Raw genomic sequence first — 14,564 nt, 5'->3', positions numbered from 1 at the left:
CGCGCTGTGACAGGCTTACTCCTTGTGCCGCGTGGTGGCAGGGGCGGGCTCTTTGTCCAGCCGTTTGAGCTGTCGCCAGAGATCCTGGCGCAGGTCGGCCAGCCGCGGCTGCTCTTCCGGGCTGAAAGCCACCGGCCGACACAGGCGCTGGGCGCGCAGCCCCAGGCGGGCGCTCAGCAGCCCCGTGGCCAGCCCCTGACCTGCGCGTGCCGACAAGCGCCCTGCCAAATCCAGCGAGAGCATGTTGACGCTGGCATCGGTGGCCAGTTCGCTGGCTCCGGCAAAGGCCATGTTGTGCAACACATGGCGAAACAGCCGTAAGCGGCTGGCGTAGCCGAGCTCCAGCCCGTACAGGCGGCTGAGCCTGTCTACCATGGCCAGGCTGCGCCAGGCCACCAGGGCCATATCTACCAGCGTCAGCGGGCTGACCGCCACCATGATGGCGGTTTCACCCGACATGCGGGTAATCAAACGCTGGGCTTCCCGGTCTCGAGGGGCCAACAGGTGGTAGCGCAGCAGCGTATGGATCTCTTCCCCGCTATGGTGGGGCTGGCAGGCGCGCTGAAAGGCTAGCCAGTGAGGGTCGTCGTTGCCGAGCTTCAACTGCTGGCGGAGCTGTTCGGCCATGGCCAGCGCCTGCTTGCCGGAGCGCTGGGGCAGTTCGGCCAGGTTGGCCCGCAGCCGGTCATGGCGCTTGAGCCGCCCCAGACGGCCAATTTCCTTCAGCAGCGAGACACCGCCCAGGCCAATCAGGCTGATACCGAAGAGCTGCCAGGCCATGGTCAGCCACTGGGACTGCGCGAGCGCATCGGGGATACCGGTGACCAGTTCCACGGTGCCCAGCGTGGCACCGCCTGCCAGCGCAAACATCAGCCCCCAGCGGCGCTTGCGGGGAGCGCCCAGGGTTTCTTCCGGCAGGGCTTTCAGCTCGGCCTGTGTGGCCAGCGGCTGGTGGGTGTCCGTGGCGGCAAAGCGCTCGCGCTGACGCAGAGTCTCTGCGGCGGGCTCGGGGGGCGCTTCGCTATGAAAGTCGCGGCGGGGCTGAGGGTTGCTCATGACAGTTTATCTCCAATCAGCCAGTCGATCACGGCGTCCATACGGATGTGGGGCAGCGCCTCGCCGTTGGCGGGCATCGGGCGGAAACTCGGGAAATCGAACCCCTGCTGCTGCCAGAAATCGGCCTTGGGCAAGCGGCTGGGCACGTCGCCTGGGTAGACCAGCACCTCTTCGCCTTCCAGGGTGGTGCCTTTGAGGGCCGGGCTGCGCTGGCCGTCGTGGAGCACTTCCCGGGCCTCGGTAGCGCGGATGGCGGCCAGCGACAGCGCTTTGACGGGAATGTCCGCGTAGCGCAGGTCCTTGAGCGGCTCCGCCAGCAGCGCCTCCAGCAGGGTCACCACATGGGGGTGCTGGTCGGGGGTGACGTGGTCGGCTTTGGTGGCGGCAATCGCCAGCCGGTCGATTTTGGGCGCAAACAGCCGGGTCAACAGGCTGCGCTTGCCGTAATCGAAGCTCTGCATCAGCTGATGCAGCGCTTTGGAAAGGTCCTCGAAACGCTCCGGCCCCGCGTTGAGCGCGCCGAGCACATCCACCAGCACGATCTGTCGGTCAAAGCGCCGGAAGTGGTCGCGGTAGAAGGGCCGCACCACTTGCTGCTGATAGTAACGAAAGCGCGATGCCAGCGTGGCGTAGAGGCTCGTGGCCGGAAGCGCGTCGAGGCGCTCCTGGGGAGTCTCCAGTCCAGGCAAGGGAAAGAACTGCAGCACCGGCGCGCCGTCCAGCTCGCCCGGCAGCAGGAAGCGGCCCGGCTGCAGGTCGGAAAAGCCCGCCTGCTTCGCGCGACGCAGCCCCAGCGCATAGGCCTCCGCCAGGCGCGCCAGGTGCGCTTCATCCGCCTCGGCGCTGGGGTCCAGCTGTTCGGCCTCAGCCAGCCACTCACTGAACAGCGCCCGGCGGTGCGGCCCCAGATGCTGGGTCTGCTGCTGGCTCCAGCTGTAAAAGTCATGCTGCAGCAGGGGAAGATCGAGCAGCCACTCGCCGGGATAATCGAACAGGTCCAGGGTCAGGTGGGCGATCTCGGGGGTGAGCCAGCCCGGCCTTGCTGGGCGATAACGCAGCTGCAGGCGCAGCTCGCTGATGCCTCGGGTCGGCTCCGGCCAGCGCGGCGGGGTGTCGTTCAGCGCGCTCATGCCCGGGTCGTAGGGGAAGCGCGGCACGCCCAGGTCAGGCTGGCTCAGCCGCTGGGCGCCCAGCAGCCTGCCTTCCCGGGCCACGGGCAGCAAGTCAAGCTGTGCTTCCACGCCGGCGTGGCGTAGCTGATTGACCAGCGAGGTCAGAAAGGCCGTCTTGCCCGCCTGGGAAAGGCCGGTGACGGCCAGCCGCAGCTGGCGATCCCGGCTGCGTTCCAACAGGTTGCCTAGTTCACGACTCAACGGCTGGCGCATAACGACTCTCTCGCAGGCAGGGCATGGGAAGCAGGGCAGGGCGGCATCAGTAGCGTAGCATCAGCGTCAGCTGATAGAACATCGGCATCGTGGCAATCTGAAAGCCGATGACGGCAATCACATAGCCTGGCCACTTGCGCGACATTTTTTGTGCCAGCGTCAGCCCCACGATACACACCACCATACCCACAAGATTGAACGCGATAGTCGCGGCCTCAAGCATATCTTGAGGGTTCATAGTAGCTCCTTACTCGATGGCAGACAGGCCTACCTTACCAAGGGCTGGATGAATCCAGCATTAACCGCGACTTAATGTCGTACCCAGCAGGTGCTGGGCGCCGGGCACCAGCCATACGGGGTCCAGGCGCGTATTGGCCGCCTCTACGCAGACGAAATGGCGGCCTGCCTCGGCGGGGGTGTCGCTGGGCAGGTCGCTGTCGGGATGCCATACCACCGTCGAGTCGCTGGACTGCTTGGCGATGCGCAGAGCGCGTACACCGTCGTTGAGCAGGACGGCTTCGTTGGTGTGGTAGATGCGGTCGACGGCGCCCCGGATGGCCAGCGTGCCTTGCTGCTGTGCTTCGCTGAAGTCGCGCAGCTTGTCCAGATAGCGGGCGCCGGAAAGCCCTTCCAGGCGGCACTGATGCACGTCATCGACAGCCAGGTAGGTATGCAGCGCGCCGCTGGTCTTGACCGGTGCCTCGCCGATGTTTTCGGTAATCAGTTCGACATTGAGGCGCTGGGCGTTGGCTTGAACCACCAGCCGAGCGGTCAGTTGGCTGTGCAGGGGCTGGGTGGGGGACAGATGCACCTCGATGCCTTCCGCATGATCGTCCACAGCGTCGAGGTGCCACTGGGCGTGGCGAGCCAGGCCGTGGAAGGGGCCGTTGCGCTCGGGGCTCTCGTCGGCATAACGCTCGTCGGCAAACCAGGGCCAGCACAGTGGGATGCCGCCACGAATCGCTCCCGGCATCGCCTGGGGCGTGGGCGTCACCCATAGCCAGGCCTGCTCGTTGCGCGGTTGAAAGTGCAGCACTTGGGCACCCTGCAGGCTGATCACCATGCTGCCCCAGTCCATGTTGAACAGCGCGACGTCGCGCCCTTGCCAAGTAGCCGGTTGGTGGCCATCGACATCGGCAAGCAGCTGTGTGAGGGAGTCGGGAATCATGGGAAGTCCTTGTAAGAAGGCCTTGTGAGTAAAGGCAACAAATGGGCAGCACCCTGGCGCTGTGTGCTATGGTAGAACAACCATAGGCGAAAGTTAAAACCCCAGGCTAGGTAAAACCAAGGAGGATGTATGGGCTTTATTGCGTGGTTGATCATTGGTGGTTTGGCTGGCTGGATTGCTGGCAACATCATGCGCGGCGGCGGTTTTGGCGTGCTGGGCAATATCGGGGTAGGTATCATTGGCGCCTTGGTCGGGGGCTTCTTGTTCAGTCTTCTGGGCCTTCAGGCGGGCGGTTTCATTGGTTCGCTGGTGACGGCGACCGTGGGGGCCGTGGTGTTGTTGTGGGTCATCAGTAAAGTCAAAAGCGCTTAGCGCTTCTCTCGGTTGTTCCCTACGCTGCCCGGCCCTTGTGCCGGGCAGCGTTGTTTTGTGCGCGGGCTATCGGTCTTGGCGTTAGTTTCCGTTACACTATGGCGCTTTTGGCAGCCCTGCCTCCGCGCGGTATTGCTTTCATGGATCGCTTTCTGTTTCTTCGAGGTGTCTTTTGGCCGATGCACTAAATGCCTGGTGGGCTCAACAGCTGGTGCTGTGTGATTGGGCTTTCACACCGCACCCCTTGGCGGTAGATGCAGTGGCGGCCGAACAGCGCCTGCTGCAGCTGGGCATCACGGACCGCGGGACGTTGGCGGATCAGCTGTTTTTTGCACTGGGCGCGCCTGCCGGTCACGCAGACCGACTGCTGAGCGCCCTCGAGTGGGCCGCATTGGGTGGCGCCGCTGGCTGGCTGGCACCGGATCAGGCTCAGCGCTGGGCGCATCACGTGGCGCGGCGTATCACCACGGATTACAGCGACCTGCGCGGCTGGCTGGCCGACCTGCGCCGGGCCATGGGTGCCAAGGGCTGGGAAACCGGCGCCGATGACCGATTCATCGACGCCTGCCAGGCGCTGGCCGACCTTGAAAGCGACGGTGAGGGCATCACCTGGCCTGCGCTGGAGGCGGCTTTGGCTAAGTTGCCGCCGCCCGCCTCGCTGTGGCCCGATGCGCCTGAGGCGCGGCCCTGGCGGCTGGGCGCCCTGTTCCGGCCGGTGATGTGCTATCCCGCCAGCGCCGCCGACTGGCCCGAGGCCCGCGCCTGGATGGAGCGTGTCTGGCAGGTCTACGACCGCGAGCAACTGCTCGAAGTGATGCTATGGCTGAGCGCTCAGGGCGAGCGTCAGCGCTGGGACATCGAGGCCCGAGAGCTGTTGAGCATGGATCATGCCCAGCGTCAGGAGTGGCAGCGCGGTGTCGAGCAGGAGTCTGCCCATGCGCCCGTATTGACCACCTTCGTACATCAGGGGGAGCCCCTGGAGTGGGCGGCCTGGGACTGGCTGCGGCTGGTCGAACTGGCCTGGGCGGGCGTTTGCAGCGGCTGGCTGAGCCAAGCCGAAGCAGACGATCTGGCGGCCCATGCGGCTGACCTGATTGGCCGTCGTTACCATGACTGGCATGCCATGCTGAAGGCTTACCTGCGTGGTCAGAGCCTGTTCGAGGGTGTCGATCGCCGGGGCATGACGCCTTCGCCACGCCACAAGCTGTTGATGCACGCCCCGTTCAGCCCATGGAAACAGGCGCCCAGCGCCCTGCTGGACGATGCCACCCGCGACGCTTCACGTCAGCGCATCCGCAGCTGGCGCAATACCCCTCATCATTGGCTGCTTGCGCTGGCAGGGGTGCGTGAACCCGATGTAATGCTGCGCCAACTGAACCCTGCGGCACCGATCAGCGAGCAGCGCCGCACCGACGCAGCGGTGTATCTGCAAGAGTCGTTGGGGCTGCATGCCGACGAAGGGCATCAAGTGCTGGCGCGCTACTGGTTGCCCGCTCAGGCACACCACCTGAACCAGCTGGCGGCGGATGCCGTCCATGGGGTGATGCCGCCTTCGCAGACCCATTTCGGCCAGCCTACTCCCGACGAGCTGAAGCAGCGCAATGCGGTGAAAGGCGTCAGCCGCCACGCCGCCACCATTCACATGGCCGAGAAGTTCGCGTTCTATCTCCACATGGCGCTGGACAGTGGGCTGTTCGAGCGCGATCCGCTCATGGAGCATGCCAGCGCGTTGCGCAGCTGCCTGTGCCGTTTCTATGCCTCGCCCAAGCGCTTGCTGGACGCATGGTTTGCCTGGGAAAGCTGCCTGCCGGAGCCCGAACACGACTCCTTGATCAGTGAAATTGCCTGGCACCTGGAGGATCCCGGCAGCCTGTTTCACTGGCTGAACTGGCAGCCAGACGCCTGGTGTGAACCAGGTGAGCGGCCTACGCTGAGCCACTTCACGGCGATGTCTCTGGTGGGGCCATTGAATAGCGCCGTGTGGAGCGAGCCACAGCTGGAGAGCCCGCGCGAATGTGCAGATATTCGCGAGTGGGTCGAAAGCCACTACCACCTGACCAGCGCCGACGACATGCAAGAGTTCCTCAGCTTCATGCTGGAGGCCGGGGACCGTCAGGAGTACCAGATCAATTACGCGCCCTACACGTTGAACCCTGAGCGGCTGGCGGCAGAAATCGCCATTCTCGAATCGGGCGACTGCGGCGAAGAGGAGCGCCACCATCTGCTACGGTTGCGCCGAGTGAGCGCCAACGAGGACGGCTGTAACGACGTCGACATGGCCGCGTGGGATATTGCTCAGCTCGTGGATCTGGCCATCGCTGCCCGGCAGTTGGGCTGGCTGGACAAGCAGGCCTTTGCCGACGTGCTGGATCGCGCCTATCAGCTGGCCGCAGACCATTATGCCGGTTGGCAAGAGTATGCGGCGGGGATGTACGCCGGGTTCTCGTTCTTCATGGGGGAAACTCCCGAGCGTGAGAGCTTTCTGGCGGGCTTTCGGCAAGCGCTGGTGGCCTGGCTATGCGGCGCCCCCATTCTGGCGGGGCCCTGGGCCAGCCTGGATTTTCCGGGCAATAAACCGCGCCATTTTGCGCCGCTGCATATCGATACGTTGCCGGGAGATCAACGTATTTTGCATTGAGACTCGCCAAGCATAGGAGAACTGGCTTATAGTCCAGGCTTTGTGTAAATGAGTTTTCTCATGCTCTGCCCACTTTTTCTTATACATTTGTCAAGAGGTTAATCGCATGGTTGCGTTGCCACACCCCGCTGTGACCGCTGTCCGTGTTGTAAGTGTTTGTGTTTTCGTAGCGTTGTTGGCTGGTTGTGCAGGCTCCGGCACACGCCAGAACATGGAGCCCCCCGAGGATTACTTCTCGATGGTGCTGCCAGGCATGGGTGGCGCCACGCCGCAGATGTCGCCAGCCGATCCGATCATGGCGCAATTGCGCAGCATGCAGACCCCACCACCTACGGTGATTCGCCAAGCCCTCCTCGAACAGCACCAGCGTTGGGCAGGCACTCCCTACCGAGTCGGGGGAACCACCGAAAGGGGTATCGACTGCTCTGCACTGGTCAGACATGTTTTCCGCGATACGTTCAATATGGAGCTTCCGCGCTCCACCCAAGATCAGGTGCATGAGGGACGCTCGATCGACCGCCAAGAGCTGCAGGCGGGCGATCTGGTCTTCTTCCGCCCCCCAGGACGCTACAATCATGTCGGGATCTACGTCGGTGACGGCCACTTCCTGCATGCTTCCACCTCGCAAGGGGTGATCATCTCGAGCCTGGATAACAGCTATTGGCAGCGCTACTACTGGCAGTCACGCCGAACGCTGGAACCGACCAATCTTGCTCAGCTGAATGGTCGGTTCGAACAATCCTATCTTCCGTAGCCTTGGGCCCCTTGTGTATCGGGGGCCATCGCGCCAATTGACCATGGACATGGCATGATTGAAGCGAAAACGCGCGCCTGGTGGCGCGCGACGGCAGCACTCTGCCTCGGCTCTTTTCTGGTATTCATCAACCTGTATGCCCCGCAGCCCTTGCTGCCCGAGTTGAAAGAGGCATACGGCGTTTCTACCCTGGGCATCAGCCTGCTGATGTCGGCTTCCACCTTGTCGTTGGCACTGGCCCTGCTGGTCTTTGGGCCGCTTTCCGATGCCATTGGCCGTGAAGCGATCATGCGTTTCACGCTGCTGTTGGCGGGTGGCCTGTCCCTGGCGCTGGCTTTCGCGCCCACCTTTGAAAGTCTGCTGCTGCTGCGCTTGCTGCAGGGCTTCGTGCTGGGTGGACTGCCCGCCGTGGCCATTGCTTGGATGGGCGATGAGTTCGACAAGCCCGCCCTGCTGAGCGCCGTGGGGCTCTATATCGGGGCCAATTCGCTGGGGGGCATCAGCGGCCGCATCGTTGGCGGGGGAGCGTCGGCAGTGGGTGGCCCAGGCGCTGCGTTTCTGGCCGTGGGCGCCATGACGATCATCGGCTGCGTGCTGTTCTGGCGGCTGCTGCCCAACAGCCGGGCCTTCCAGCCCAAGCGGTTCGAACTACGCCAGGCGCTGAGTGATCTGGCAGGCCACCTGCGTACGCCCGTATTGCTGGCAGCTTACTGTCTGGGCGGCATCAATTTTCTCATTTTCATCAATCAGTACAGCTACATCACTTTTCGCTTGGCAGAGGCGCCTTATCATTTGGCGGCCAGCGGGTTGGGGCTGATCTTCCTCACTTACCTGGGCGGTACTCTAGGCTCGACGGTCTCCGGTAAACTGGCCGGGCGTTTCTCTCCCGCCAGCTGTATTGGCATGGGCATCGTCATCCTGATGCTGGGGACGGCCATTACTCTGGCGGAGTCGCTGGTGGGGATTCTGGTGGGATTGACCATCAATGCGTTTGGCTTCTTTCTGGCCCACTCGCTGGCTTCCAGCTGGGTGGGGCGCTACGCCCAGGGCGCCAGGGGCAGTGCATCGGCGCTGTATCTGGTGTTTTACTACCTTGGGGCGAGTATCGGGGGCTTCTGGCTGGAGCCGTTCTGGCGTTGGGCGCAGTGGCAGGGGGTGGCCGTAGGGTCCTGGCTACTGCTGGCCGTGACCCTGATGATTGCGCTGGGGATGCGGCGCGTCGAGCGTCGTCTGGCCAGCGCTTAGTCGCTCCTTAGCTGTCCGTCGGCCAGGTGCAGGTGCCGGGTACAAAGCCGGTTCAATAGCGCCGTGTCGTGGCTGATGACCAGCACGCCCAGCCCCTGGCGTTCGGCGTGGGCCTTCACGGCTTGCCACAGGCTGAGTTGGGTCAGTGGATCCAGCATCGTCGAAATCTCATCGGCGATCAGATAGCGCACACCCGGGGCCAGGGCGCGTAGCACACACACCCGCTGCAGCTCGCCCCCGGACAGCTCCCCCGGAAAACGCTTCAGCCACGCGGGCCGAATACCGAACGCTTCCCTCAGCGTCTGTGGCGGTGTCCAGGCCTCTTCCAATAATCGTGCCACCCGCCAGCGCGGATTGACCGCCCGTTCCGGCGATTGAGGCAGCCACTGCACGGGGCGCAGGCCTCGTGAGGGCAAGGGCTTTCCATCGATGTGCAAAAAGCCGTGACGTGGTGCCCAGTGGCCCGCCAGTACTCTGCCCAGCGTCGACTTGCCTGCCCCGGAAGCACCGCTCAAACCGACCCACTCGCCCCGTGCCAGCGCCATCGACAGCGCCTGGAACAGCGGTGGCTCGCGGCCAAACCCGAAGGTGAGCTGGTGGGCTTCAAGCAAGGCTGGGCTCCTGAACATGAGGCTGGATGGGTAAGGTGCCGAAGGCGTTGTCGGGCAGCGCTTGCCAAAGTGCTTTGGCATAGGCGCTGTGCAGCTGCTCCCCTTGGCCATGAAAGGCCCGGGCCGAGGTCGTTTCCACGGCGCGTCCCTGGCGCATGATGGTCACCCGGTGGGCAATGGGCAAGGCATGGCGCAGGTCATGGGTGATCAGCAGGACAGCTTTGCCCTCTTTGGCCAGTGCCTGCAGGGTAGCCAGCACGCGGTCTCGCTGGGCCGGGTCCAGCCCGACGCTGGGTTCGTCGGCAATCACCACGCGGGCATGGCCGGCCTGGGCCATGGCCACCAGCACCCGCCTGGCCATGCCGCCGGAAAGCTCATGGGGGTAGCGCCGCGCCGCATGGGCAAGCTGGTAGTGCTGCAGCAGGTCGTGGCTGCGTGCTTGAGCGCTGACGCGGGAAAGGCCTGCGCGGCGAGCAGCCCAGCGTATCTGGTGCTGGCTGCGGGCCAATGGGTCCAGGGCGTTCAGGGTCTGTGGAATCAGCGTCAGTTCACGGCCACGCAGCTGGCGCTGGCGCTCGGGCGTCAAGAGGTCGCCCTGGAAGGTCAGAGTGCCGTGCTGCCGTGCTGCGGGCGGCAGCAGGCCCAGCAGGGCGTGGGCCAGCAGGCTTTTGCCGGATCCGGACGCGCCGACCAGGGCGTGTACTTCCCCCGCCTGAATGTCCAGCGAAAGCGATTCGATCACGGGTGACCACTCGCGCTTCCACCAGCGGGGGTAGTGGGGCAGGCTCAGGCTCCAGTCGGTGATCTCCAGCATGTTTGGCTCCCTTGATGGTTGAAAACGCTGGCCTTACAGGGCCTGGCGCAGCTGTGTGGCCAGCCGTTGAATGGCCAGCACCATCAGCAGCAGTCCTAGCCCCGGAAACACGCCCAGCCACCAATAGCCGCCGCTGAGATAGCGCATGGCGTCGGCCAGCAGCACGCCGATGGCGGGCTGGTTGGGGTCCAGGCCGACGCCGAGAAAGGTCAGCGCCGCTTCGTGCAGAATGGCGTGGGGAAACAGCAGTAACGCACCCACTACGCAGTGGGGCCAAAGGTGGGGCACGAAGTGCTGGGCGACGATGTACCCCGGCCCTTTGCCAAAGCCTTTCGAGAGCGCCACGTACTCGGCCTCGCGCAGGCTGAACAGCTCGGCGCGAAACACCCGCGCCAGGCCAGGCCAGTGGGTAATGGCCACGGCGATGATCACGGCCTGGGTGCCCCCGCCCAGCGCAAAGGCGATGAGCAGCAGTAAAATGAGGTGGGGCACGCTGAGCAGCGTATCGATCAGCAGCGACACCAGTGCATCCAGGGTGTTCGATAGCGCGGCCAGGCTGGCCAGCAGCAGGGCGATGGCCGTGCCCAGCAGGGCCGCGCTCAAACCGACCCAAAAACTCAGCGCCAGCCCCGCCAGGGTACGCGCCCATAGCTCCCGGCCCAAGGCATCGGTACCGAACCAGTGGAGCAGGCTGGGTGACTGTAAACGTGCCTCGAACTGCATCTGCTGGGGGCTGTCACCCAGCCACAAACGGCTGCTCAACAGCAGCATCAGCAGGGCACTGAAGAGCACCAGGTAAACGGCGGCGGCCAGGCGTGGCTGTGTGTTCATGGGCTGTGTGCCAGACGGATGCGCGGGTCGGTCACCCGTGCCAGGGCATCGGCGGTCAGGTTGCCGATACTCACGAACAGCGCGGTGAACAGGGCGATGGCCAGCAGCAGGGGAACATCGCTGCGCAGCCCCGCCGCCACGGTGGCCTGGCCCAGCCCCGGGTAGGCGAAGACCTGCTCCACGAGAATGGAGCCGCCAAACAGCTCGCCCAGCGAGGCAAAGGCCAGGGTGATGGCCGGGAGGCTGGCGTGGCGCAGCCCGTGCCGCCAGGCGATATCGGTGCGGCTAGCGCCCTGGGCAAAGGCGTGTAGCGCCGTGTCCGAGCGCATGAAGGCCACCATTCTGGCGCGGGTGTGCAGGGTGATGGTGGCCATGCTCAATAGCGCCAGGGTCGTCACCGGCAGCACCAGATGGTGCAGACGAGTGGCGAACGTGACGTCGCGGCTGACCACCCCCGTGGGGCCTGCGCAGCAGGTGGGGGTCCAGCCCAGGGTCACCGAAAACAGCAGCAGTGCCAGAATGGCCAGCCAGAAAGTGGGCGTCGAGGCGGTCACGAAGGCGTAACCGCTGATCAAGCGGTCGAGCAGCGAGCCTTCCCGGCTGCCTGCCACGATACCCAATGCCACGCCCAGCACCAGTGACAGCAGCCAGGCACTGAACAGCAGCCAGAACGAGCGCTGAAAGCGCAGGCTGATGACGTCACCTACCGGCTGTTGGTACACATGGCTCCAGCCCAGCTCGCCGCTGGCCAGTTGACGCAGCCACTGGCCGAACTGCACGGCTGCCGGTTCATCGAAGCCCCATTGTGCGGCGATCAGGGCGCGCTGCTCGGGGCTTACCTGGGCCATCTGCGGGCCCAGGTAGGCGTCGATGGGGTCGATGGGCGAGAGCATCATCAGGCCGAAGGCGAGACCGGCCACGCACAGCATGACCAGCCCCAGCCGCAGGCTTCTCAATAGCAGCCAGCGGGCTAGTGGCACGTCCAGCGCCACTCGAGCAGGTTGGCGGTAATCGGCCAGCCGTGTCCATGGGGGGCCACGCCCAGCTCGCCAACGTCCAGACACGGGTCAGTGGCATAGACATGGGTCAGGTTGACCATCCAGGCCCAGCTGGCGTCGCCCTGCAGGCCATAGCCGGTGCTGCCATCCCATTGGGCTGCTTGCCAGTGTGGGTTGGCTTCTTCGGCGCTGGCGGCGGCCTGGGCGGCCTCCAAGTGCTGGTCGACGCGCTCATTGGTGTAAAAGCCGCTGTTGTAGAAGCCAAACCCGGCGTGTTCGCTGTGGAAGAGATAGTAGATCTCTTGCGGGCTATGGCTGCCAAAGCCAAATACGATGGCATCCTGGTGCAGGGCTTCCCGCTGAATTTCATCCCAATGGCGGCCGGTGGGCTGCATCTCGATGCCCAGCGGGCGTACCATCTCCGCGCTGATTTGCGCGAGCTGCTGGCGAGTCGTATCACTGGCCGGGTAGGTGAGCCGGAAGCGAGCAGGCTGCCCTTGCTTGTAGCGCAGGCCATCGTCTGCGCGCAGCCAGCCTGCTTCCTCCAGCAGCGCATTGGCCTGCTCCAGGTCGAAATCGATGGTTTCATCGGGGTGCCCCCAGGGCAGGCCATCGGCAGGGCCATACGCCGGGCGGCCAAACCCGTTCAGGGCCACGTCCACCAGCGTGTCGCGGGATAGCGCCAGGTTGATGGCCTGGCGAATGGCCGGATCGGACGTGACATCGTTGCCAATCGGGGCACCGTTGGCCGCGCGCTCCCCGCTGTCGGGCTGCATGGGAAACAGAATCCCGCGATTATCGACGCTCTCCATCAGGACCCGCTGCATCTGGCCCGGCATGGTGCTGGCCAGCGCCTGGGGAATGACGGCCAGGTCGAGCTGACCTGCCTGAGCAGCGCTTAGCGTGCCTGCCTCATCGGTAAACAGAAATACCAGGCGCTCGAAGGCCGGAGCAGGGCCGTAAAAATAGGGGTTACGCTCGACGATCAGCTGCTCACCTTCCTGCCACTCCACCATGCGGTAGGGGCCAGAGCCCAGCGGCTGGCGGCCGTAACCCGCATGATGGCCATTTTCCCGCTCGGCATCAGGTACAATGCCCAGGGTCATCAGCTGGTCGATGAAGGTGATGCGAGGGGATTTCAGGGTAAGCGTGACGGTGTGGTCATTCACGGCGTCGGCATGTGCCAGCGCGCTGAGGTCGGCTCGGCCTCCCGCCGTGGCGGCGGCATTGAAGGTATATGCCACATCCCGAGCGGTGAGCGGCGTGTCATCGGCAAACCGAACGTCCTCGCGCAGATGCAGTGTCCAGGTCAACTGGTCGTCCGACAGGGACCATTCGGTGGCCAACCCCGCTTGAGGGGTAAAATCCTGGCCACGGGTGAGCAGCGTGGACTGAAACAGCGGGCTACCGTATTGCCCCCAGCCCAGCAGCGGGTCGAAGCCCTGGTCTGGCTCGCCGCCGATGGCAAGCACCAACTGCTCTTTGGCCAGCGCGGGAGCGCCGAGCGCCAGACATGTGCTGGCAATGGTCAGTAGTATCGAACGACGCATGGAGCACCCTGTGATGAATAAGTATGATGTTTTTACAATAACATCATACTCGTGCGGCGGGTAGTCAACAGGTCCATTCTACGCTCGGGTGAGCAAAGGAGAACGTATGCAACGTATTACCGTGACGCTGGATGAAGAGCTGCTGCGCGAGGTGGATGCCTTGATGCAGCAACGTGGCTATCAGAACCGTTCCGAGGCCATTCGAGACCTGACCCGCAGCGGGCTGACTCAGGCCAAGGAAGAGGTCGCGCCGGATGCCCCGTGCATGGGGGCTTTGGTGTATGTCTACGACCATGCGGCACGGGAGCTTTCCAAACGGCTGACCCGGCACTCCCACGACCACCACGACCTCACGCTGTCGACGCTGCATGTGCATATCAATCATGACAGCTGCCTGGAAGTGGCGCTGCTCAAAGGGCAGGGGAGTGCCCTGAAGCAGTTTGCCGACGAAGTGACCTCGTCACGCAGCGTACGCCATGGGCAGCTGGTACTGATTCCTGGCGAATAAGGGGCAGGGAAACGGCCACAAAAAAGGCGGCCTGCAGGCCGCCTGGATGACGATGGCTTACGCTCAGTGGTGAACGCCGCCTTCGCCGTGCACGTGTCCGTGCTGAACTTCTTCTTCGCTTGCTTCACGAACGGTAGCAATCTCAACGTCGAAGTTCAGGTGCTGACCTGCCAGCGGATGGTTGCCATCCACGACGACGGTGTCACCTTCCACTTTCGTGACGGTGACCATCAGCGGGCCGCCCTGGGTCTGGGCCTGGAACTGCATGCCCGGCTCGATGCTCTCGACGCCCTGGAAGGCATCGCGAGGAACTTCCTGCATCAGCTGCTCCTGAACTTCACCGTAACCCTCGGCAGGGGCTACCTTGACGTTCAGTTTGTCGCCTGCGGCGCGGCCTTCCAGCTCTTTTTCCAGGCCCGGGATGATGTTACCGGCACCGTGGAGGTAGGTAAGCGGCTCACGGCCTTCGGAACTGTCCAGCACTTCACCTGCATCGTTGGTCAGAGTGTAGTGAAACGCGACAACCGAGTTTTGCGCAATTTGCATTGAATAACCTTTCGGTGAGTGCATGTCCCAACATGGTAACGCGTGTGGGCTGGCTTGTCAGGGGGTAAGCCGGGTTTTTAACCCCCAC

15 protein-coding genes are annotated in these 14,564 nt (G+C 64.0%); 5 read left to right on the top strand and 10 right to left on the bottom strand.

Annotated elements, in window-relative coordinates; translation table 11 throughout:
• Positions 1-15: 15 nt before the first annotated feature.
• Genes FEU76_RS06985 through FEU76_RS06970 form a run of 4 tightly spaced genes read right to left on the bottom strand, consistent with a single transcriptional unit; the run spans position 16 to position 3,609 of the window.
• Entirely contained in the window at positions 16-1,056 is a 1,041-nt protein-coding gene (locus FEU76_RS06985) for a YcjF family protein (protein WP_144981647.1), read from the bottom strand.
• Positions 1,053-2,441 (bottom strand): YcjX family protein, encoded by a 1,389-nt coding sequence (locus FEU76_RS06980; protein WP_096922581.1) that lies wholly within the window; start codon positions 2,439-2,441, stop codon positions 1,053-1,055. Before FEU76_RS06980 ends, FEU76_RS06985 begins: the two co-directional genes overlap by 4 nt.
• Positions 2,442-2,487: 46 nt before the next feature.
• Positions 2,488-2,679 carry a hypothetical protein gene (locus tag FEU76_RS06975; RefSeq protein WP_016914514.1) on the bottom strand — a complete coding sequence of 64 codons (192 nt, stop codon included), beginning with the start codon at positions 2,677-2,679 and terminating at the stop codon, positions 2,488-2,490.
• Between the two features lie 60 nt (positions 2,680-2,739).
• Positions 2,740-3,609 carry a D-hexose-6-phosphate mutarotase gene (locus tag FEU76_RS06970; RefSeq protein WP_144981644.1) on the bottom strand — a complete coding sequence of 290 codons (870 nt, stop codon included), beginning with the start codon at positions 3,607-3,609 and terminating at the stop codon, positions 2,740-2,742.
• A 129-nt stretch (positions 3,610-3,738) separates the two neighbouring features.
• Between FEU76_RS06970 and FEU76_RS06965 the strand changes: the two genes are divergently transcribed.
• From FEU76_RS06965 to FEU76_RS06950, 4 genes are all read left to right on the top strand, one after another.
• Positions 3,739-3,981: a GlsB/YeaQ/YmgE family stress response membrane protein gene (locus FEU76_RS06965; protein ID WP_009098790.1), complete on the top strand. Its 243-nt coding sequence runs from the start codon at positions 3,739-3,741 to the stop codon at positions 3,979-3,981.
• A 172-nt stretch (positions 3,982-4,153) separates the two neighbouring features.
• The gene (locus FEU76_RS06960; RefSeq protein WP_144981641.1) at positions 4,154-6,619 is read left to right on the top strand and encodes a DUF1266 domain-containing protein; all 2,466 of its coding nucleotides are present in this window, start codon (positions 4,154-4,156) and stop codon (positions 6,617-6,619) included.
• A gap of 211 nt (positions 6,620-6,830) precedes the next feature.
• On the top strand, positions 6,831-7,373 hold the full coding sequence (locus FEU76_RS06955) for a C40 family peptidase (RefSeq protein WP_144981639.1): 543 nt from the start codon (positions 6,831-6,833) through the stop codon (positions 7,371-7,373).
• Positions 7,374-7,427: 54 nt separating this feature from the next.
• Positions 7,428-8,618 (top strand): MFS transporter, encoded by a 1,191-nt coding sequence (locus FEU76_RS06950; protein ID WP_039176294.1) that lies wholly within the window; start codon positions 7,428-7,430, stop codon positions 8,616-8,618.
• On the opposite strand, the gene FEU76_RS06945 is transcribed toward FEU76_RS06950, so the two are convergent.
• From FEU76_RS06945 to FEU76_RS06925, 5 genes are read right to left on the bottom strand one after another with little or no spacing between them, the layout of a single operon-like run.
• Complete coding sequence (locus FEU76_RS06945; protein ID WP_144981636.1) at positions 8,615-9,229, bottom strand: ABC transporter ATP-binding protein; 615 nt, start codon at positions 9,227-9,229, stop codon at positions 8,615-8,617. The two genes, FEU76_RS06950 and FEU76_RS06945, sit on opposite strands and share 4 nt — an antisense overlap.
• Entirely contained in the window at positions 9,222-10,043 is an 822-nt protein-coding gene (locus FEU76_RS06940; RefSeq protein WP_144981633.1) for an ATP-binding cassette domain-containing protein, read from the bottom strand. Before FEU76_RS06940 ends, FEU76_RS06945 begins: the two co-directional genes overlap by 8 nt.
• A gap of 33 nt (positions 10,044-10,076) precedes the next feature.
• Complete coding sequence (locus FEU76_RS06935; RefSeq protein ID WP_144981630.1) at positions 10,077-10,874, bottom strand: ABC transporter permease; 798 nt, start codon at positions 10,872-10,874, stop codon at positions 10,077-10,079.
• Positions 10,871-11,866 (bottom strand): ABC transporter permease, encoded by a 996-nt coding sequence (locus FEU76_RS06930; RefSeq protein WP_096922587.1) that lies wholly within the window; start codon positions 11,864-11,866, stop codon positions 10,871-10,873. The genes FEU76_RS06935 and FEU76_RS06930 overlap by 4 nt, the downstream gene beginning before the upstream one ends.
• Positions 11,845-13,422, bottom strand: a complete 1,578-nt coding sequence (locus FEU76_RS06925; protein ID WP_144981627.1) for an ABC transporter substrate-binding protein — start codon at positions 13,420-13,422, stop codon at positions 11,845-11,847. Before FEU76_RS06925 ends, FEU76_RS06930 begins: the two co-directional genes overlap by 22 nt.
• A 106-nt stretch (positions 13,423-13,528) precedes the next feature.
• Between FEU76_RS06925 and nikR the strand changes: the two genes are divergently transcribed.
• Positions 13,529-13,930, top strand: coding sequence for a nickel-responsive transcriptional regulator NikR (gene nikR, locus FEU76_RS06920; protein WP_016914504.1), 402 nt, complete (start codon positions 13,529-13,531; stop codon positions 13,928-13,930).
• 63 nt (positions 13,931-13,993) lie between these two features.
• On the opposite strand, the gene FEU76_RS06915 is transcribed toward nikR, so the two are convergent.
• Complete coding sequence (locus FEU76_RS06915) at positions 13,994-14,476, bottom strand: FKBP-type peptidyl-prolyl cis-trans isomerase (RefSeq protein WP_081195595.1); 483 nt, start codon at positions 14,474-14,476, stop codon at positions 13,994-13,996.
• Positions 14,477-14,564: the final 88 nt, after the last annotated feature.

It is taken from the genome of Halomonas sp. C22, from assembly GCF_007655045.1.
Classification (GTDB): domain Bacteria; phylum Pseudomonadota; class Gammaproteobacteria; order Pseudomonadales; family Halomonadaceae; genus Vreelandella; species Vreelandella hamiltonii.
The sequence above is the reverse complement of the archived record's forward strand: the minus strand, read 5'-3'. Positions and strand labels throughout refer to the sequence as shown.